General features: G+C 38.1%; 17 protein-coding genes, 2 tRNA genes and 1 other RNA gene. 2 read left to right on the top strand and 18 right to left on the bottom strand.

What is annotated here, in order from left to right; all coding sequences use genetic code 11:
- Positions 1 to 375: 375 nt before the first annotated feature.
- The 18 genes from BAZO_RS03095 to BAZO_RS03015 all read right to left on the bottom strand — a co-directional run bounded on the left by BAZO_RS03095 (position 376) and on the right by BAZO_RS03015 (position 18,258).
- The gene (locus BAZO_RS03095) at positions 376 to 654 is read right to left on the bottom strand and encodes a pro-sigmaK processing inhibitor BofA family protein (RefSeq protein ID WP_035198546.1); all 279 of its coding nucleotides are present in this window, start codon (positions 652 to 654) and stop codon (positions 376 to 378) included.
- 82 nt (positions 655 to 736) lie between these two features.
- The gene (locus BAZO_RS03090; protein ID WP_003329801.1) at positions 737 to 958 is read right to left on the bottom strand and encodes a YaaL family protein; all 222 of its coding nucleotides are present in this window, start codon (positions 956 to 958) and stop codon (positions 737 to 739) included.
- Between the two features lie 19 nt (positions 959 to 977).
- A complete protein-coding gene (gene recR / locus BAZO_RS03085; protein WP_003329800.1) occupies positions 978 to 1,574 on the bottom strand; it encodes a recombination mediator RecR in 597 nt (198 codons plus the stop codon).
- A gap of 28 nt (positions 1,575 to 1,602) precedes the next feature.
- Positions 1,603 to 1,926 carry a YbaB/EbfC family nucleoid-associated protein gene (locus BAZO_RS03080; protein WP_003329799.1) on the bottom strand — a complete coding sequence of 108 codons (324 nt, stop codon included), beginning with the start codon at positions 1,924 to 1,926 and terminating at the stop codon, positions 1,603 to 1,605.
- A gap of 36 nt (positions 1,927 to 1,962) precedes the next feature.
- On the bottom strand, positions 1,963 to 3,669 hold the full coding sequence (gene dnaX / locus BAZO_RS03075) for a DNA polymerase III subunit gamma/tau (protein ID WP_003329798.1): 1,707 nt from the start codon (positions 3,667 to 3,669) through the stop codon (positions 1,963 to 1,965).
- Positions 3,670 to 3,873: 204 nt separating this feature from the next.
- An RNA gene (ffs, locus tag BAZO_RS21525) (signal recognition particle sRNA large type) lies at positions 3,874 to 4,138 on the bottom strand.
- Between the two features lie 87 nt (positions 4,139 to 4,225).
- A complete protein-coding gene (tadA, locus tag BAZO_RS03070) occupies positions 4,226 to 4,711 on the bottom strand; it encodes a tRNA adenosine(34) deaminase TadA (RefSeq protein ID WP_003329797.1) in 486 nt (161 codons plus the stop codon).
- Between the two features lie 115 nt (positions 4,712 to 4,826).
- Positions 4,827 to 6,662, bottom strand: coding sequence for a LysM peptidoglycan-binding domain-containing protein (locus tag BAZO_RS03065; RefSeq protein ID WP_003329795.1), 1,836 nt, complete (start codon positions 6,660 to 6,662; stop codon positions 4,827 to 4,829).
- Positions 6,663 to 6,769: 107 nt separating this feature from the next.
- Complete coding sequence (locus tag BAZO_RS03060; protein ID WP_081585629.1) at positions 6,770 to 9,412, bottom strand: EAL domain-containing protein; 2,643 nt, start codon at positions 9,410 to 9,412, stop codon at positions 6,770 to 6,772.
- A 174-nt stretch (positions 9,413 to 9,586) separates the two neighbouring features.
- Positions 9,587 to 9,856 (bottom strand): hypothetical protein, encoded by a 270-nt coding sequence (locus tag BAZO_RS03055; protein ID WP_003329793.1) that lies wholly within the window; start codon positions 9,854 to 9,856, stop codon positions 9,587 to 9,589.
- A gap of 138 nt (positions 9,857 to 9,994) precedes the next feature.
- The gene (locus BAZO_RS03050; RefSeq protein WP_003329792.1) at positions 9,995 to 10,702 is read right to left on the bottom strand and encodes a Crp/Fnr family transcriptional regulator; all 708 of its coding nucleotides are present in this window, start codon (positions 10,700 to 10,702) and stop codon (positions 9,995 to 9,997) included.
- 129 nt (positions 10,703 to 10,831) lie between these two features.
- The gene (locus BAZO_RS03045; RefSeq protein WP_003329791.1) at positions 10,832 to 12,166 is read right to left on the bottom strand and encodes a diguanylate cyclase domain-containing protein; all 1,335 of its coding nucleotides are present in this window, start codon (positions 12,164 to 12,166) and stop codon (positions 10,832 to 10,834) included.
- Positions 12,167 to 12,295: 129 nt separating this feature from the next.
- Positions 12,296 to 12,368: transfer RNA gene (locus tag BAZO_RS03040), tRNA-Arg, on the bottom strand.
- Positions 12,369 to 12,495: 127 nt separating this feature from the next.
- Entirely contained in the window at positions 12,496 to 13,257 is a 762-nt protein-coding gene (gene sdhB, locus BAZO_RS03035) for a succinate dehydrogenase iron-sulfur subunit (protein WP_003329790.1), read from the bottom strand.
- Positions 13,257 to 15,026: a succinate dehydrogenase flavoprotein subunit gene (gene sdhA / locus BAZO_RS03030; protein ID WP_003329789.1), complete on the bottom strand. Its 1,770-nt coding sequence runs from the start codon at positions 15,024 to 15,026 to the stop codon at positions 13,257 to 13,259. Before sdhA ends, sdhB begins: the two co-directional genes overlap by 1 nt.
- Positions 15,027 to 15,049: 23 nt before the next feature.
- Positions 15,050 to 15,661 carry a succinate dehydrogenase cytochrome b558 subunit gene (locus BAZO_RS03025; protein ID WP_003329788.1) on the bottom strand — a complete coding sequence of 204 codons (612 nt, stop codon included), beginning with the start codon at positions 15,659 to 15,661 and terminating at the stop codon, positions 15,050 to 15,052.
- 320 nt (positions 15,662 to 15,981) lie between these two features.
- Positions 15,982 to 18,018: a stalk domain-containing protein gene (locus BAZO_RS03020; protein WP_003329787.1), complete on the bottom strand. Its 2,037-nt coding sequence runs from the start codon at positions 18,016 to 18,018 to the stop codon at positions 15,982 to 15,984.
- A gap of 147 nt (positions 18,019 to 18,165) precedes the next feature.
- A tRNA-Ser gene (locus BAZO_RS03015) sits at positions 18,166 to 18,258 on the bottom strand.
- 149 nt (positions 18,259 to 18,407) lie between these two features.
- Here BAZO_RS03015 and BAZO_RS03010 point away from each other — a divergent pair.
- Positions 18,408 to 19,112 carry a response regulator transcription factor gene (locus tag BAZO_RS03010; RefSeq protein WP_003329786.1) on the top strand — a complete coding sequence of 235 codons (705 nt, stop codon included), beginning with the start codon at positions 18,408 to 18,410 and terminating at the stop codon, positions 19,110 to 19,112.
- On the top strand, positions 19,093 to 20,538 hold the full coding sequence (locus BAZO_RS03005; RefSeq protein ID WP_003329785.1) for a sensor histidine kinase: 1,446 nt from the start codon (positions 19,093 to 19,095) through the stop codon (positions 20,536 to 20,538). Before BAZO_RS03010 ends, BAZO_RS03005 begins: the two co-directional genes overlap by 20 nt.
- The last annotated feature ends 49 nt before the right edge of the window (positions 20,539 to 20,587 follow it).

Genomic DNA, 20,587 nt, shown 5'->3' with positions numbered 1-20,587 from the left:
TGACTTGGTGTTGAACTCAAGGTTCAACTTTATTTGCACGCTTGACATTTTGTTTAGTTTTCAAAGATCATTTCAATCTTGCTCGTTGTTTACTAACAGCGACATAAAACATCATAACATTTTATTTCGTGGAAGTCAACAACTTTTTTTACTTAAGTTCTCTTCTTGTATAGACTTTATACATCTTACAACATCGTCTACTTGATGTCAAGGAATTTTATAATTAAATCAACAAATTCCTTTAACTGCACCTGCGATTGTGAACTTTTTGTGAACATCGCTAACTGCGACTTTAATAATATACCATCTCCAAAAATCTAAGTCAACAAATTTCTACAAAAAAAATACAAATGGCTTTAACCACTTGTAATTGGATTATAGAATTATTTGATCAATAGCTATGAGAGCCGCCATACCGGGGATGCCTAAAAATCCACTAATGCAAGCTGTAATGAAATTAATTGGAATATGAAAATCCATTAATGTCCCAATTGAATTTATAATGAAAAGACCCAAGGCGCCAATCATGATCTTTACAAGACCGCTGCCTACCAATCTTATTGGCTTAATCGGAGCGCCTAAGATTAATAGGAGACCCATTAGCCCTCCGAGAACAACGATAATCGTTGTCGGTTCAAATATGCTTATATCCATCATCCCTTCCCCTTTCATACTTTGTCCCACTTATTATCATTACTATGAAAGGGAAGTTAAAAAAAGAACAAAGAGAGGCTCTTTATTTTCGGTCTGCTGATAGATGACGGAATTTAGCCTCTCTTACTAAATAAAAATATTTAGCTTCTGAAATTTTTAGCTCATTCAGTAAATGTACACTCGGGTCAATACTTTTTTCTACTAATACTTTATTTCTCATCCATTCATCTTTCAATTCATTTAAAGAATTCCAAAGTTTTTGATCTGTCTCTCTTCGAAGCTTCCCTTTGCGGCGGAAAAACATCAACTAATCCCCCTGTTCCTTATAATTCACGTCGTCCTTCTAATGCCTTTGATAGGGTGACCTCATCTGCATATTCTAAGTCCCCACCAACCGGCAGACCATGAGCAATTCTAGTAATTCGAATACCCGATGGCTTGACTAGACGTGAAATATACATAGCTGTTGCTTCTCCTTCTATATTCGGGTTTGTGGCAAGGATAATTTCCTTTACTTCTTCATCCTGCAATCTTTTCAATAGTTCCGCTACTTTAATATCTTCCGGACCTACACCATCCATTGGTGAAATTGCGCCGTGAAGAACATGGTACAGTCCATGATACTCCTTCATTTTTTCCATCGCAATGACATCCTTTGGATCCTGAACAACACAAATAACACTGCGGTCCCGGTAATGGTCATCACAAATGGAGCATGGGTCTCGGTCTGTTATATTAAAGCAGACGGAGCAATGCGTCAGATTTCTTTTGGCATTTACTAAGGCTTTACCGAAATCTAATACATCTTCCTCTTTCATTTTTAATACAAAAAAAGCCAGACGAACGGCCGTTTTAGGACCGATACCTGGCAATTTCATAAAGCTGTCAATCAGCTTTGCAATTGGTTCAGGGTAATGCATTCTATTTTTCTCCTCTTTTTAAATGCCATTAAAATAGACCTGGAATATTTAAACCTTGCGTATATTTACCCATTGTTTGGTTTGTTTTTTCATCAACCTTCTTTAGTGCATCATTTGTTGCAGCTAAGATTAAATCTTGAAGCATTTCGATATCTTCAGGATCTACTACTTCTTCTTTAATTTTTACTTCCTGGACAATTTTACCTCCAGTAACAGTGACAGTGACCATACCGCCGCCAGCTGTTCCCTCAAATACCATCGCCAATAATTCTTCCTGAGACTGCTGCATTTGTTTTTGCATTTTTTGAACTTGCTTCATCATATTATTCATATTTCCCATTCCACCACGCATATTGTGAAACCTCCTATAAGTATATTCAATAATTTGTCAATCTTTTATTTCAATTAAATCAGAACCAAATAATTTCTTTGCTTCTGCTATTAATGGATCTTCTTCAGGTACTTCCTCTTCATTTTCATTCTTTTGCTTGCGAATGAATTCCTCTTTAACAGTTTCCCACTCCTCAAGAGTGACCGCATGCATTTTCAAATCTAATCCGGTTGTTTCTCTGAGGACCTTTTCAATTATATCACGTTTATTTGTTGAGGCCATTTGGCAGTGAAATTCATGTTTAAAGGCAAGAACGAAAGCCGATTTTGATGCTGCAACAACTTTTGCATCTAAAATCATCGCCTGTGCAGCAATTTCTCGATTTTTCAAATTATCTAGAAATAATCCCCACTGGCTTGATAACCGGCTGAGGTCCTGCTTTGAGGCAGTTTTCAACATTTCTCTGACCGGACCTGTCGCCTTTCTGGAGTTTCGGCCCGACCCTGTTTTTACAGGCTTCCTCTCCCCTTCTGTTTGGTGTGATTCGGAGCCTCTTCCCGGGTCGACGATTGGAACATTTTTCTTCCATTCATTTAATTCAGTTTCCAACCGATTAATCCGGTCAAGAAGTACACCGATTTGTTCATTGGACCCCGAGCCACCTGCTCCTGTACCACTCTGTTGCTGTTGGCATATTTTCACTAAGGCCAACTCTAGGAAAATTTTCGGATGATTTGTCCACTTCATTTCCTGCTGGCTTTCATTAAGACCATTAATGATTGTATAGATTTGATCTGGTGATGTTTCAGCAGTTAATGTCTTAAACCCATCATCAACAATCGCCCGCTCCATCATTCCCTCTAGATTCGGTGCAGTTTGATATAAAAGCATATCTCTAAAGTAAAAAATTAAATCCTCAATAAAACGAGCTGGCTCTTTACCTAGCCTTAAAAGCTTATCCACTGTATGTAACGCTTCTACTACATCCCTGTTCAATAAATTCCCTGCAGTCTCAACTAGAAATTGCTGAGAAACAGCTCCTGTAATAGAAAGCACATCCTCAACCGTTACTTTCTCACCACTAAAGGAAATTGCTTGATCAAGAAGGCTTAATGCATCACGCATTCCGCCTTCAGCAGCCTTTGCGATTAATGGCAAAGCTTGCTCTTCTGTCTCAATATTATTTGAATCCGTTATTTCCTTCATACGTTCAACCATCGCTCGCGGTGGAATCCGTTTGAATTCAAAACGTTGACAACGAGAAATAATCGTTAGCGGGATTTTATGCGGTTCAGTTGTTGCTAAAATAAAAATAACATGTTTCGGCGGCTCTTCTAATGTTTTTAGTAGTGCGTTAAAGGCTCCAATAGAAAGCATATGTACCTCATCGATGATATATACCTTATAACGAACAGCACTTGGTGCATATTTAACTTTATCCCGTATATCTCGAATTTCTTCGACGCCATTATTTGAGGCAGCATCAATTTCAATAACATCCGATATCGAGCCGTTTGTAATACCTCTACAAGCATCACACTCGTTACAAGGTTCACTTACCGGTGCCCGCTCACAGTTAACGGCCTTAGCCAAAATCTTAGCCGCACTCGTTTTTCCTGTTCCACGTGGACCGGAAAATAAATAAGCATGGGAAAACTTTTCCTGAACTAAAGCATTTTGCAATGTTCTAGTGATATGCTCCTGACCGACAACATCATGAAATGTTTGCGGTCTCCAAACACGATATAACGCTTGATAAGCCATTTCCCATGCCTCCTTTTACCTCTTTTTTGTACTATCAAAACTTATTATTCTAATTTGTAGATAGTATAAGAAAGGACATCGACTTCCGCCATTACTGGCGGCAAGCCGTGTCTTTCTAATCTATTTCATATGTACTAAATAATTATAACTGATTAAAGAAAAAAACTCACCCTATTGGTGAGTTTTTAATTTCATATGTAGGTGTCGTGCACCTTCTGTCGATATGGCAGCCATAAGCGTTACTTAAGCAGTTAGCTCGGCCCAGGCGACCCTACGGCACACGAGATGATCCACTTACTGCTGCTTCCTTCCGGACCTGACAGGGTTCGTGGGTTCCCGTTGCGTAGGACCCAGACGTCAACACCACTTACTTAAGGCAGGCCTTACGGCTACCAACCTCGAGAAGGGATTCGGCCTCGCTACAGCGGATTGCGAGTACAGGGCACCGCTACCTCCCCGCTTAGCACGACTCCCTAAGTATATAGTCTTTTACTCAAAAAATCAATAAGATAGGCGGTGGTAATTGTTTGTACATTTGCCAAGGTACATTTTACTTTTACAATATCATCGTCTTTGTCTGCTTTTTCTTTTCACGCAGCCCTCTGAAAAAGTTACTTAGTAATGCAGCACATTCATCCTCTAACACACCGCTGGTCACCTCAGCCATATGGTTGAAACGATCATCCTGTAATAAATTCATGAGCGTTCCGGCACAGCCGCCTTTCGGATCCTTTGCCCCATACACTACACGATCAACTCTTGATAACACGATAGCCCCGGCACACATTGGGCATGGCTCCAATGTAACGTATAAAGTAGTTTCGGAAAGCCGCCATGTCCCTAACTTTTGGCAGGCATCATCGATCACTAACAATTCCGCATGGGCAACAGCCCTTTGCTCGGTTTCTCTTAAATTATATGCTGTAGAAATGATTTCTCCATCTTTTACAATGACAGCTCCAATCGGAACTTCACCGATTGCTTCTGCTTTTTTTGCTTCCTCAATAGCAGCCTTCATAAATAATTCATCTTGGCTAGTCATAAAATTTCTCCTTTGCGTACACAACATCTTCCACTATTATAAGGGAACTTTAACAAAAACAAAAAAACTGCAAGCAACCGTGCCTACAGTTTTTTCATTCAGTCATTCCATTCAATCATCGCTCAAGACCCATTTTTCTAACAACAGCATCATCTCGAAGCATCGTCCAGATTGCCGGGTCTTCCATTCCTAATCTCCAAAGTGCCAAGCCCCGTATTCCTAAACGGTTCGCTAACCGTACTTTCGCTTGGATACTCGCACGGTCTTCAAACCATACTTCATGGTTAACACCATTTTCATCTGTATAAGCGAACATTGGAGTTTGTGTTTCTTTATCAAAAGTAATTTCTTTATTATGCTTCTTTGCTAAATTTATTGCCATGTCATAAGTTACATACGATGCACGACCTGTTTGCAGGTTAAAATCAAAACCAAATACGGAAACAGCGGCTACGATCTTTTCTTTAGGCATAACTGTCATCGCATATCGTAAAACAGTTTCCATCCGCCCAATTGAAACAACCGGTCCTGGACCACTACCAGGCCAGCCATGTTCATTATACAGCATAATAACAAACTGATCTGTTGGCTGATGAAGATTCGGATAATCAAACGGTTTCGCAAATACACTCGGGTCATTAGGCCCCGTTTTCGATGGCACAGCAGTGGAGAAGAAGTAGCCCCGCTCATCGAAAACACGCCCGATCACGCGATATAACTGGGTCAAGCGATCTCTGTCTTCCTCTAATACATCTTCAATATCAATGTCGACACCATCTAATCCATAACGCTCAACAAGTCGAACTAAATTCATGGCAAAAGCATTCATATTTTGTTCAGACGATACAAGCTCATGGATAACGCGTTTAGCAAGCTCGACTCCTTCGTCATATAAAAGGTTATGGACTGTTGCGAGCATTTTCACATTATGGCGGTGACCGATAGTAACTACCGCCCGGACTTCGTCATCTGTAAATTCACCGAACTTATCAATTGTTGTCGGATTATCTTTGCTGATTCTAAACATGAACAAACCAGCCTGTGATATTTGCTCTATGTTAGTAACAAACGACTGATAGGAGCTTGGAAGTGTTGGACCTTCTTCTAATGTATAGTAGCCTAAAATTTGAACAATTGGTTCGGAACCATCATAGGCACGCAATGCTGTTACCGTTTTTGAAATCCACCCAGGGTTTCCATTAAATAATGCAACCCTATACCAATCCCCTTGAACACCTAGGAGTGGTAGCCTAGCCCCACGGGCCATTTGTGCCAAAACATTGTAGGCTGCCCCTGGTCTCTCCCTGACATTGGCAGTATCAACATTAACAACCACTTCTGAAAACACAGGGATAGTCAGCTTTTGGCCAATATTTAAATCCATATTTTCTAAGTTATTTAGAGTCATTATACTCTCAACTGTTGTATTGTACCTGTTAGCGATACTGTATAAGGAATCCCCCGATTTAACAGTATATACCGTCTGTCTCTCGTATCCTTCTGATACTTTTAGCCGTTGCCCGATATAAATAATGTTTGAACGTAAATTATTCAGATTCTTTATCTGTTCAACAGTAGTTTCAAACCGTTCCGAAAGTGTATATAAGGAATCCCCTGCTTGAACAATATAATAGTCAACATTAAATTCCTCAGGAATAACAAGCTGTTGATTAGCATAAATAATATTATCCTCTAAGCGGTTCATTCCTTTTAATTCTTCAACATCTAAGCCAAATCTTGTCGCAATTGTATACAAGTCATCTCCCGGCTGAACATTATATACCGTTTTTTCCAAATTAGAAGGAACGGTTAAAGGCTGACCAATAAAAATAACATTAGACGTTAAACGGTTTTCATCTTTAATACCTTGGACTGTCGTGTTAAACTTCTGTGCAATTGAAGCTAAAGATTCCCCAGGCTGCACAACATACATGATTTGCCGAAAATACATTTTGAGTCTCATCCCCCTCACCTAGACATCTACATCAATATATGCAGGAAGGGGATATTTTTGACAAAGAAAAAAGCACTATCACACGGACAGTCCTTAAATAAGGCTTAGACAGCCAAAAATACTTTTTCATTACTTCTCATGAATTTCATTTCTAATTCACATGCCGGTAAAGGCTTGCTGATTAAATATCCTTGGCCGTACTCACAATTGTGGAGTTTTAGATAATGAATCTGATCAATATTTTCAATACCCTCCGCAACGACCTTCATTTTAAGAGATTTGGCTAAAGAAATAATTGCATTTGTCATGAGTGATGATGAAAGGTGATTCATGCGTCCAATTTCATCGATAAAAGATTTATCAATTTTCAAAACATCAGCTGGAAGCATATCCAAATACTTCAAGGAACTATAACCTGTACCAAAGTCATCAATAGCTATGCTTACACCTAATCGTTTTAAAGCGTATAACTGACTCATAATCACTTCTTCAGACAGCATTGATACACTTTCAGTAACTTCAATTTCTAAATGTTTCGCTTCATGATTCGTTTCATGTAAGATACGTTCGATCATCCCAATCATCGTTGGTTGTTTAAATTGATGAGCTGACATATTAACTGCCATTATAAAATTATTGTAGCCTGCCTCGTGCCACTTCCTATTTTGTAGGCAGGCCTCTCTTAAAACCCACTCTCCAATTTGACTAATAAGCCCTGTCTCTTCGGCTAATGGGATGAATTCCGCCGGAGAAACCATCCCCATTGTTGGATGGTTCCAGCGGATTAAAGCTTCACAACCAGAAATCTCATTTGTCTTTAAATCAATCTTCGGCTGATAATAAAGAATGAACTCATTATTATCAATTGCTTTACGTAATTCCAATTCTAGCTGCATAATTCTTACTGATTTCTCTTTCATATGGGGCTCATAAAATGAGAAGCCATCTTTCCCTTTATCCTTGGACCAGTACATGGCAACATCGGCATTTTTCATTATTGTTTCAATATCATTTCCGTGTTCGGGATAGATGCTAATCCCAATACTGCAAGTTATTAAAATCTCTTTTTGTTCAATCATATAAGGCTGTTTGATTCGGTCTATCATTTCCTTTGCAATAATTTCAATTGAATTTCTATCGCGGTAGTTTACCAAAATTGTAAATTCATCTCCACCTTGACGGGAAACAATAGCATCCTTTTCAACAATACCTTTTAATCGTTTAGCCACTGCTTTTATCAGGTTATCACCAATACTATGACCAAGTGTATCATTAACATACTTAAATCGATCTAAATCTATGAATAAAACCGCAACACTATTATGTTTTCTAATAGCTTGCTGCAATTCATATTCAAATTTTCTACGATTTGTTAAATGTGTTAAATGATCATGAGTTGCTAGTAATTTAATTTCTTTTTCAGCTTCTTTTCTTGCCGTAATATCATTTCTTATTGTAATAAACTGATAAGGTTCCCCTTTGCTATTAATGAAAGGAACAATAATCGTCTGCACCCAATAATAGCTGCCATCCTTTGCTTTGTTTTTTACCTGGCCTTCCCAGACTTGTCCTTTGTTAATTGTTTCCCATAAATTTTGATAAAAATCTGCTGTATGGTAGCCTGAGTTAAGGATGCGGTGGGTCTTACCAATAACCTCTTCTGCACTGTATTTAGAGATATTACAGAATTTATCATTTACATAAACTATCCTACCTTTTTTATCTACTACCTCTACAATACTGGAAACTTCTAAGGCGGACTTTAGATTAATAAGCTCCTTATAAATGTTTTCAGCCTCTGTTTTGGACTGAATTTTTTCTGTAATATCCTTAAAAATGATTAATTCATTATTGTTCAATACTGTGTTCAAGGGGATTAATACCATTTCTAAATCGATATCATTTTCGTCAATCCTTTTACCCTTTTCTTCAATCAATTCATCTTTCTTTATCGATGCTTTGATTTCAGGATTGATAAAGTCATGAACATTTCTTCCAACTACTTCACTGCTATCATCAGCACCGAGTGTCTGATACCCTGATTTATTTATGAATGTAATTTTGTCTTCCTGTACAGTCATAATCCCCATTGGAGAATGATCGACTAACAGTCTATATTTTCTTTCACTATTTTTTATATTTCGGAAAAAGTGCCAGACCACAAATAAAATGATGATCAAAAGCAGATTTGAAAAAATAAGAAAAAGCTTTTGGGAATTTAATCCTTGCAAGCTCTTTCGACCTGATTGTTCAATTAAGTTGACTAGCTTGTCTAAACTTTCAATTTGGTCTATACTTTTTAGATTGATTTTACTGACTATTACCTTTTGTTGCTCTTTATCATTCTCTATTAAAAGTAATTGGTAATCTTCCTTTACATCGTTCCAAATCTCCATAGTTTTTTGAAACTGTGCCTGAATCTCTTTATCCTCCAGCTTTACTAAGCCAAGCTCATTGCTGCCGTTCATTAAACCATAAAAGTTTTTTTCGAATGTACCCATTGATTCTTGAAGCTCTTTCTTCGTATAAAGACCTTCCATAAAGACATATTGAATGGCCTTCTTGCTCATTTTTTCAGTTAGCATTCGCTCCCTGCCCGCAACATTGATCATATGGGATACGTTCTCTTCTTGAGAAAGCGAGTAAGAAATTATATAAAAACTCCCTATGATTACTGTAAAAAGTAATGCTAGAGAAATTCCCAGTCTAAATGAATTTGATTTGAAGATTGAAAAACCAGCCACCATGTCACCTACTTTCCTCTATTGAAAATATAGTTAATTTTCCGTAGCAAAACCGTGATTTTTTTCACTGAAGGAGATTAATTTCCATAGTGAAAGAAGGATTGTCGGAAATTCGACAAAATGCAACAAAAAAGGTAGACTCCATGAGCCTACCTAATGTAATTTAAGTTTATTCTTTTAATCTTTCGCCCGACTCCATCTTCGTTCCCTCAATCGATCAACAATCGTGATATCTCTTTTATGGGCGATTTCTTTTTCAGTAAATAAATCTGCTTTTTCCTTTACTCCCGCTATGTTATCCGGTTCTTTACACTTTTCATGAATTAAATTTCTGATGAGCTGGCTTTGACTTATAGGGGCATGAAACTTTTGAAAGTGCTGCTCTCTCAAGCTTTCAATTTTTTGCAATTCCTCCTCGGAAACTCGTAAAGTAATCGTCTTATACATACCATTCACCTCTACTTAAGGATAATCTTCCTCTAGTAAAAAGGTCGTCGGTTCGTGCTAGAAGTTTTTAGCTTTTATCATTGGTTATTGTCGATTATTACGCGTTATTAGGCGGAAAAAGGTCTCTGAATATAGTTTTTAATAATTTACAGAACTAGCAGTTTCCGCAAATCTCTTGCAAAAATCACATCTATTCGTAATCACAATATTTTTATCATCAAAAGTAATCGACCCCTGTTCCTTCAACTTCACGATTACCCGATTTACACTTTCACGGGTTGCTCCAATAATATTGGCTAGTTCTTGTATCGTTAGTGGGAGTTCTATTTTCACGCCACATTTGGTTCTTTTTCCAAAATCATTCGCAAGTCTTTCAATTGTTTTAACCGTTTTTGTATAGACATCTAATAGTGCTACATCCGCTAATATATTCGAAAATGAATGTAATTGCCCCGCCATAAAGCGAATCATTTCAACTGAAAAGCTTGGATTTGTTCCCATTAGTTCCTCTACATCGGAAGCCAGCAAATATAATACCTCTGTGTCGGCTAGTGTTTGTGCTGTTCCGGGATACGTAGAGCCCGGTTTACTGAACACAGATACCTCCGCAAAAAGATTGCCTGGCCGTTTAATGCAAACAACCAACTCTTTCCCCTGATGATTAACTTTCTTTATTTTGACTGTTCCGCTTTTCACAAAATAAATCGCTTTTGATTCATCACATTCAGAAAATATAATCTCTCCTTTTTTATAGGTTGCCGTTTTCACCTTTAAACTTAAAGTACTAATAATATTATCCGAAACATTTTGAAAAAAAGGGATACTCCTTAAAAACTCAATATTCATATTTCCTAACCCCCCCTGGCACAAGCAGCATAATAGATTTCATTATCTTATAATAATCTTATTATAATTTACACTGGACATCTTCACACTGCTTACAAGGGAAATGCCTTCAAATCTTCACAAATGTAGTTAAGCAAAACCTTTAATTCTATTTCTTCCCTCTTCTTTAGCCATATAAAGGGCTTGATCAGATTGGTAGATAAAATCTTTAATCCTCATAAAACTATTCGGTTTCTTTGTAGCATAGCCTACACATACAGTGACATGGTCGCTTACCTTAGATTGTTTATGTGGTATTTTTAACTGTTCAATGGCCATTCTTATATTCTCTGCAATGCCCCTTGCTCCTTCACCATCTGTGTCAGGCAGAATGATCACAAATTCCTCTCCGCCATAACGACATGCAAGATCACTTGGCTTCTTTAACGTCTCTTTAAGAGTTTTTGCGACCTTTCTCAGACATTTATCACCGCCTAAATGACCATACGTATCGTTATAGGCCTTAAAATAATCTATATCAATTAATAGCAAGGACAATGATGTTGAATTCCGTATTGAATTCTCCCACTCACTTTCTAATTTCTCATCAAAATACCGCCGATTCGCAATTCCCGTTAATCCATCCAAAGTAGATATCTGCTGCCAAAGCTCTTGTGCTTCTCTCAATTGCTGCTCGGCTAGTTTTCGTTCTGTAATATCTTTAACCATCGCCATAATGGACGGTGGATTTTCATTAACTAGACTGACAGTTAGATCACCCCAAATGATGCTACCATCCTTACGAATATACCGTTTTTCCATATGATAATGCTCTCGTTTTCCTTCAAGAAGCTCCTCGTACAGATCCAGATTCTTCCGTGTGTCTTCAGGATATGTAAGCTCTGAAAAGGTTTTATACAGTAGTTCTTCCTCAGAATACCCCAATATTTGTTGTAGCGTGGAATCTGTCCCTAAGAGTCGTCCTCCCTCCACATCAACGAGCGCAGTCCCAATTCGAGCCTTAGTTAAAATACGTTGCATGCGTTGATGGCTTTGTCGTAGGTCTTCCTCTAATCTGAGTCGCTCTGTTATGTCCCTGACAATTACTTGAGTGGCAGGTTTCCCCCTAAAAGAAATCGGGGACGTGATTACCTCAACATCGATGACCTGTCCATCCAGTGTTATGAATTTTTCTTTGGCTAACTCATTTATCTTATGTTCAAAATAGGATTGGTGCACACGCTGCTGTGCCAGATCTCGATAATCTGGATGAACAATGTCAAAAATTGATTTTCCAATCAGTTCTTCTTCATGATTGGCATGTAATAGCTTTAATCCAGCAGGGTTAATATACACAAATTTACCTTCCTGGTGTACAGCAATCGTATCTGGTGATAGCTCAACCAATTGGCGATATTGTAATTCACTTTCACGTAGTTGCTGAATATCACCTGAATGGTCGATAAACTTAGAAAACCTTAGCATTTTCGTCACCTCTTGCTGTCAGGGAATAATATAAAAAACATTTTAACATACATTTTTATTTAATAAATATTTTTTGAAAGCAATATTAAGCCAAAACAAAAAACCCTTGATATATCAAGAGTTTTGGGACGGCCCCGAGAGGAATCGAACCTCCGACGCACGGTTTAGGAAACCGACGCTCTATCCGCTGAGCTACGGAGCCAGATATTAAATTGTGTACATTTATTAATTATAATAACAATAACAAAAAAGTAAACCCTAGAGTCTGAAAAAATTAAAGGTAGAAAGGACCCAGTATATTATACGGGACCCTTTCTGCTTTACTATTATTAGAAACTTCCAAAAAAATTTTTAAAGGAGTAAATGGTTGTTTCGCGATTCAAATGGGCGATTGAAGTTGTTAATGGAATTCCTTTCGGACATACTTCAACACAGTTTTGTGAGTTACCGCAATTCGTAATTCCGCCTTCACCCATAATGGCCTCCAGACGCTCTTCTTTATTCATGCTTCCGGTTGGGTGGGCATTAAATAAACGGACTTGCTGTATTGGCGCTGGTCCCATAAATTTTGATTTACTGTTCACATTCGGACATGCCTCTAAACAGCAGCCACATGTCATACATTTTGATAACTCATAAGCCCATTGCCTTGTTTTCTCTGGCATTCTTGGACCGGGTCCCAAATCATAGGTACCATCGATTGGAATCCAAGCCTTTACCTTTTTCAATGCGTCAAACATGCGCTCTCGGTCCACCCATAGATCACGGATGACTGGAAAGGTTTTTAAAGGTGCTAAGCGAATGGGCTGTTCAAGCTGATCAATAAGAGTTGAACATGCTTGACGAGGCTTTCCGTTGATAACCATAGAACAGGCTCCACAAACTTCTTCTAGGCAGACACTTTCCCAAACAACTGCTGTTGTATCTTCTCCTAACGCATTGATTGGGTTTCTGCGTATCTCTAGCAGCGCTGAAATTACATTCATGTTTGGGCGATAGGGGATTACAAATTCTTCTTCATAAGGAGCAGAATTCATATCCTTTTGACGTGTCACAATTAATTGAATGTTTTTTTTCCCACTTGCCCCCATCAGTTCTCCGCTCCTTTCTTCTTCGCTTTCGTATAATCTCGTTTTCTTGGCTTAATAAGAGAAATATCAACCTCTTGATAAGAAATTTCTGGCTCATTTTTTGTAGTGTTGTATTTGGCCATCGTTGTTTTCAACCATTCTTCATCATTACGGTCAGGGAATTCAGGCTTGTAATGGGCCCCACGGCTTTCGTCACGGTTAAGGGCACCAAGTGTAATCACATGGGCAAGATTAATCATTCCCTCTAATTGGCGGACAAACGCTGCACTTGTATTAGACCATTTTGCCGTATCCTCAAGATTAATATTTTTATAGCGTTCGGCTAATACCTGAAGCTTCGCATACGTTTCCTTCAGCTTTTTATTCTCCCTTACAACTGTTACATTTTCAGTCATAAGCTCTCCTAGCTCTTTATGAAGCCTATACGCATTTTCAGTGCCTTTCATTGAAAGGATAGAATCATATTTTTCTTGGTCCTCTCTCACTTGCTTATCAAATATAGCACTAGACATCGTGTCACTTGTTTTATTTAGACCACCAATATATTCAAGTGCCTTTGGACCAGCTACAAAACCGCCATATACAGCTGATAATAATGAGTTAGCTCCAAGTCGATTGGCGCCATGCTGTGAATAATCACATTCACCGGCTGCAAATAAGCCTGGGATACTAGTTTGTTGATTAAAGTCGACCCATAAGCCACCCATTGAGTAATGGACGCCAGGGAAAATTTTCATAGGGACTTTACGAGGGTCGTCTCCTACAAATTTTTCATAAATCTCCATAATACCGCCTAGTTTTATATCTAGTTGCTTCGGATCAATATGGGATAAATCAAGAAATACTTTATTTTCCCCGTCGACGCCTAACTTTTGATTAACACAAACATCGAAGATTTCTCGAGTCGCGATATCACGAGGAACTAGGTTACCATAGGCAGGATATTTCTCCTCAAGGAAGTACCAAGGCTTTCCATCCTTATAGGTCCAGATCCTTCCGCCTTCCCCACGAGCAGACTCACTCATTAGTCGGTTTTTATCATCACCCGGGATTGCAGTTGGATGGATTTGAATAAACTCACCATTTGCAAAATACGCACCCTGCTGATATATCCTTGCGGCAGCATATCCGGTATTAATAGTCGAATTGGTAGACTTTCCGAAGATAATTCCCAGTCCACCTGTTGCCAAAATGACTGCATCTGCCCGGAATGGCACAATCTCCATCGTTTTTAAATTTTGAGCAGTAATTCCCCGACAAACACCAGCTTCATCAAGTATGACTGATACAAACTCCCAACTTTCGTATTTAGTTACTGTACCCGTTGTTTCATAGCAACGAACCTGTTCATCAAGAGCATACAATAATTGCTGCCCCGTCGTGGCTCCTGCATATGCTGTTCTATGATGCTGGGTACCTCCAAATCTACGAAAATCCAAGAGGCCCTCTGGTGTTCGATTAAACATAACTCCCATCCGGTCAAACATATGGATAATCTTGGGTGCTGCCTCACACATCGCCTTCACTGGAGGTTGATTGGCAAGAAAATCCCCGCCATAGATCGTGTCATCAAAATGTTCCCACGGAGAATCATTCTCTCCTTTTGTATTTACAGCGCCATTAATTCCACCTTGGGCACAAACAGAATGAGATCGTTTTACTGGTACAATCGAAAATAAATCTATTTTTTTTCCGGATTCTGCTATTTTAATCGTAGCCATAAGGCCGGCTAAACCGCCTCCAACGACAATAACCTTTCCGTTTTGCATCAGAAAGACTCCCTTCCTTTTCATTAGATGAATGCAAAAATTGCACGTAATCCAACAAACGATAATGCAAAAAACAAAGCGATTGTTATATATTGAAGTATCTTTTGCGACTTTGGAGAAACTGTAATTCCCCAGGTGATTAGAAACGTCCAAATTCCATTAGTAAAATGATAAATAGCAGATAAAATACCAATAATATATAAGACTAGTGATAGAGGATTTTCTACGATACTAGCCATCATATTAAAATCTACATGTACACCCAGTTCCGCCTGCACCCTCGTTTGCCATACATGCCAAATTACAAAGGCGAACGCAATGAAACCTGTTAATCTTTGAAAGAAAAACATCCAATTTCGCATGTACTTATATTGGCCCACATTATTTTTTGCTTGTAGAGCAATCTTGGCACCATAAATAGCATGGTAAAACAACGGCAAAAAGATAATAAATATTTCTAAGGCATACTTAAATGGCAAATTTCCCATAAATCCAGATGCCGTATTGTAAGCATCCTCTCCCCATACTGCACTATAGTTTAAAAATAAATGAAAGGTTAAAAAGACCCCTACTGGAATTATTCCAGCTAAAGAATGCAGCTTCCGGTAGAAATTTTCGTGGTTTCCAATACCCATTACTCTTAAACCTCCTTTATTTACTAGCAAAAAAATTATTTCTAAATTCTTAAACCAGTTATCATATGATCGATTTTTCCCTCCAATCACGTAGGTTTGTGAATTTTTTCACAAATATATTTAAAATTTTTTCTAAATCACTGCTAACCTATCTCTTTTTTAACCTACATGCATACTATAGTTGCCTACCTACAAAAAAAGACTTAAATCTACAAATAGCAACATATAATACACAAATTGGACATAAATCCCAATAAAATAAAGCCCGTGACAACGGGCTTCGTTAAACTTCAATATATGATATATTAGCTACGGCAAAACTACTGTACATTTTCTTGTACTTCCTGTGGTGCCTGTGAATTCTTCACATCCTGCGATTCTGCTAGTTTGCCAGGATCCTGAACATTATTCTCAGCATCTTGAACATTCTTTAATTCTTGCGTTTCCTCTATTTGTTCCAGTTTCTCTTCTACCGTAACTAAATCAATCGCAAGTGGCAATGCTGAGCCGCCAGCATGCATGATTTCAAGTTCGACCAATCCTTTTTCTTTTTCAGAAACATAATCAATGATAGTAGCTAATTCCGTCATAGGCTTGAGAGTTGGGATTAAATAGACTTTTCCATCCACTTTTACAGCTCCATTGTAAATTCCACCACGGGCACCTACGCTAACTCTAACAGTCTTTGATTCTCCCGTTTTATTAATGATTGGGATCTTCACAAGATAAGACGCACCGAAATGACCAGGATTTTTTATCATTTGCTCTTTGTCACCGAGACCATTTTCTTGCGACATCAGATTGTCAGTTGCCCCATTTGAAATTTGATACGCTGTTTCTTCAGTTCCAACCTCATATGGTGGTAGCTCAGTAGTTAGCTGAGAGCTACTCCATACTCCTCGTGGGTGTTTAGCCGTTTGGTCAAGCTCAACCGGTTTGGACTTAATCGACGCTAAATCGGATCCGTTTTTACTTAAAACTGTCCGGATTTTATATTTCAATTCACCAGTTCCAGATTTTTTCTTCACTGTAAAATCATATTGGAATCCTAGTGTATTTCCTTTTGGAATATCAAATGACTTCATTAATGCAGTTTGCCCCGCTTTTACAACAGGACTTTCCATTTGGACACTCATCACCTTCCCGCTTAATACATTATCAACAAGCGGTAGCCCAACATCCCAATTCACCCAGCCATTGGCAGTTTTGCGATTTGTACCTTTAAAATCAACGACTTCAATTTCATTGGTGGATGACAGATTTTCAATCGTAATTCCTACCGTAGCAGTCTTATCCAGTTCACTAATATGCCAGCCAAACACACGATGGTTGACTGCAGCATCTCCAGATTGAACGTCATCATGCCATAACGTAACATTGTCTTCCGGTAATGTCCGGTCATTTAAATTTTCTGGGTTATCACTGATCATGATTCTTCTGTTTCCTGCAAAACTAGCTTTTTCAACATTCGTTGGCTTCTTAAAGATTACTTCTTCTTTTTTCAGAAACTCATGTTTGAATTTTGCTTGATTGATATAAATAAAGATTTCTTTTGTATCAGCATCATAGTGGGAATAGCCGCCAAAAACTTTTGGAATTATATTAATCGGCATTACAAGTGTACCCTTATAATCAAATAACGGGTTTGCAATTTGTATTTGTTCGCCATCTACAATGACATAATTTTTATCTTTTACAAATTTAATTTTCGTTTCATTCCATTGGACATCAATCCCGTCATCCTGCTGCTTCCATGTTAATTCACCAGACGCGTTGTCCAATACTGATTGAAGTGGAATAAATGTAACCCCATTCCTAACAATTCTCGTAAAAGAACCAAAATCAAGCTTGTTATCATTTACATAGACCGGTGCATCAATCGTTTGGAAGGTGGTATCAGGCAATGTAATTTTGATTTTCTTTGTATTCTCATCCCAAACGACTTCGCCGCCAAAAGCCTCTCCTACGAAACGCAAAGGAACAAGCGTCCTGTCTTTATAAATAGTCGCAGGGACATCTAATTTATGATCTTCTCCTTCAATTTGCGCAACATCAGAATCGATCACTAGATTAATATTTTTTTCATTTTTAATCGCACTAATCGCTCTATTTTTTTCATCCCAATTCACATTCGCATCCATTGCCTCAAAGATGGCACGCAACGGAACCAAGGTCCGATCATTTTTCATTACAGGTGGAACATCAAACACCACAGGGATCTCATTTACAAGGATTGTTAGACCAGCCATCTCTGTGACAGATGCCCCTTTTGGTGCTTCCTTTGCATAAACATTTGGCAAAAATACATTCATTGCTAGAGTACTAGATAAGAATGCTGTTATCATCTTTTTCTTCAAAATATTTCCTCCTTCGTAAACCAAAGCAATCTCTCTAATTTTACCACTATTATGTTACAAAACAATTTCAAACTTATTAAAATTCTGGTATTTAATGGAAAATAAAAAAATCGCTACCGCTTGGTAACGATCTTAATCTTCTATGTATGGCGGAGGAAGAGGGATTCGAACCCCCGCGCGGTTTAACCCGCCTGTCGGTTTTCAAGACCGATCCCTTCAGCCGGACTTGGGTATTCCTCCGTGTAAGACAATAAATAATATACCATAGGGAAAAAACAGTGTCAATTATCGAAAAGAAAAATGACTTATGTCACTTATTTTAAGCTTATAACAAATTATAATTCACTTTAAGTACCTTTAAGAAAATAATTAAAAACGGGGGCAACAAAGTGAATTATAGAAAAATATTAGTTGTCGATGATGAAGAAAATGTATCAGAGCTTTTAAAGCTATACCTAGAGGCAGAAAATTTTGAAGTGCATATCGCTGAAGATGGCCTTGAAGCATTATCAGCAGCAAAACAGTTCCAACCTGATTTAATTATTTTAGATATTATGCTTCCCTTTAAAGACGGCTGGCAGGTGGCAAAAGAACTTAGACTGACAATGGATACTCCCATTATCATGCTTTCAGCAAAAGGAGAGGAATCAGACAAAATCCTTGGCTTAAATTTAGGGGGAGACGACTATGTCACAAAGCCCTTTTCCCCTGGAGAAATTGTAGCAAGGGTCAATGCTATTTTTAGAAGATCTAAAAGTAATGGAAATGTCGACAAAACACTTCACTTCCCTCATCTCACAATTGATTTATCAAAATATGAGGTCATCATTCAAGATGAGAAAATAACTACAACCCCCAAGGAAGTTGAACTATTATGGATGCTTTCAAGCAGTCCCGGCCAAGTCTTTACAAGGGACCAACTGTTGGACAAAATTTGGGGCTATGCTTATCTAGGCGATACCCGAACAGTCGATACACATATTAAGCGACTGCGCCGAAAAATAGAAGGGAACCATCCCTATACTTATCTTCAAACAGTATGGGGTGTAGGCTATAAGTTTGAGGTAATCAAAAGTGAAAAAAACCTTATTTAGCAAACTCCTCAAAACGTATGTATTAATAACACTGCTTAGTATTACAGTCGCCATTTTATTTTTTTACCTTTTCTTTAAAAGCTATTATTTTAACGAAAAAGAACATCAGTTAATCACACAAGGCGAAAAAATGGCAGGGCTGTTAAGTCCCCATTTGAAAAATAGCCAATTGAAGGAAAGCATTCAAATCATTGATCATTATAATCTAGTGAATACATCGAGAATGTGGATTGTAAATAAAGATGGCAAGCTAATCAGTGAATTAGAAGACCAATCCATTACAAATCATTTGCAGCCAAAAACGGACCAACTTGAAAGAGCCTTAAACGGCGAAATCATTACAAGTCATGGCTTTGTAAAATATATTGATGACCCTGTACTCTCAGTAGCCGTACCTATCCTTGCCGGACGTGAAGTAATCGGGGTTATTTTTGTATGTAATCCCCTCTCGGATATTACGGCAAGTGTGATTGAAGCCTTGAAAATTGTAATCTTTGCGGGAATTACTTCGCTTATCATTGTTGCGTTTGTTAGTTATTTTATCTCCCAGTCGATTACGAGACCTATTAACGAAATAACAAAGGCCTCATTGGAAATGATGAAAGGGAACTTTACCCACCAGCCCAAAGTCCACTCTGCTGATGAGATTGGGAAATTAGCTTTGACTTTTAATAATATGAGACAGACTCTTGATAAAACACTGCAGGATTTAGAAAATGAAAAAAATAAAATGGTAGCCATGGAACGCATGCAAAGAGAGTTTGTGGCTAATGCCTCACATGAACTCAGGACCCCACTAACCTCTGTCCGTGGATATCTAGAAGGAATGTTAGATGGCGTCATCAATAGCAAAGAACAGGACCATAAGTATTTAAGAATTATTTTAAAAGAAACGATCCGGCTCCATCGACTTGTTAACAGTCTGTTAGATTTATCCCGAATTGAATCGGGTCAAATTAAAGTCAACAAAAGAGAAATTCCATTACCAGAGGTTATCAACCTTTCCGTAGAAAAACTCATGCCTTTAGCACAAGACCAATTCATTAATTTAGAAACAGATTTACCTTCCCAGTTGCCAAATGTAATTGGGGATGAAGATTTAATAGAACAGGTCCTGATTAACTATATTACGAATGCCATTCGCTTTACGCCAGAAGATGGAACGATAACGGTTAAAGCCGTTCCCCATGAAAATGAAGTCCATGTCCATGTAAGTGATACAGGAGTCGGCATTTATCCAGAAGAACTTAAACATATTTGGAAAAGGTTTCATAAGGTCGATAAGGATCGTCCTTTATCAAAAGAAGGGGCAGGCTTAGGTCTATCCCTTGTTCAAGAAATTATGAACCGTTTAGAAGGGAAAGCATGGGCTAAGAGTACCGTAAATGAAGGCTCTACCTTTAGTTTTAGTCTAAAGTCAGCTTAAATTGACAAAAAAGTTCACAATTAGAACAAATCCAGTTCAAAAAGTCTCT

It is taken from the genome of Schinkia azotoformans LMG 9581 (genome assembly GCF_000307855.1).
GTDB lineage: Bacteria > Bacillota > Bacilli > Bacillales > Bacillaceae_J > Schinkia > Schinkia azotoformans.
The sequence above is the reverse complement of the archived record's forward strand: the minus strand, read 5'-3'. Positions and strand labels throughout refer to the sequence as shown.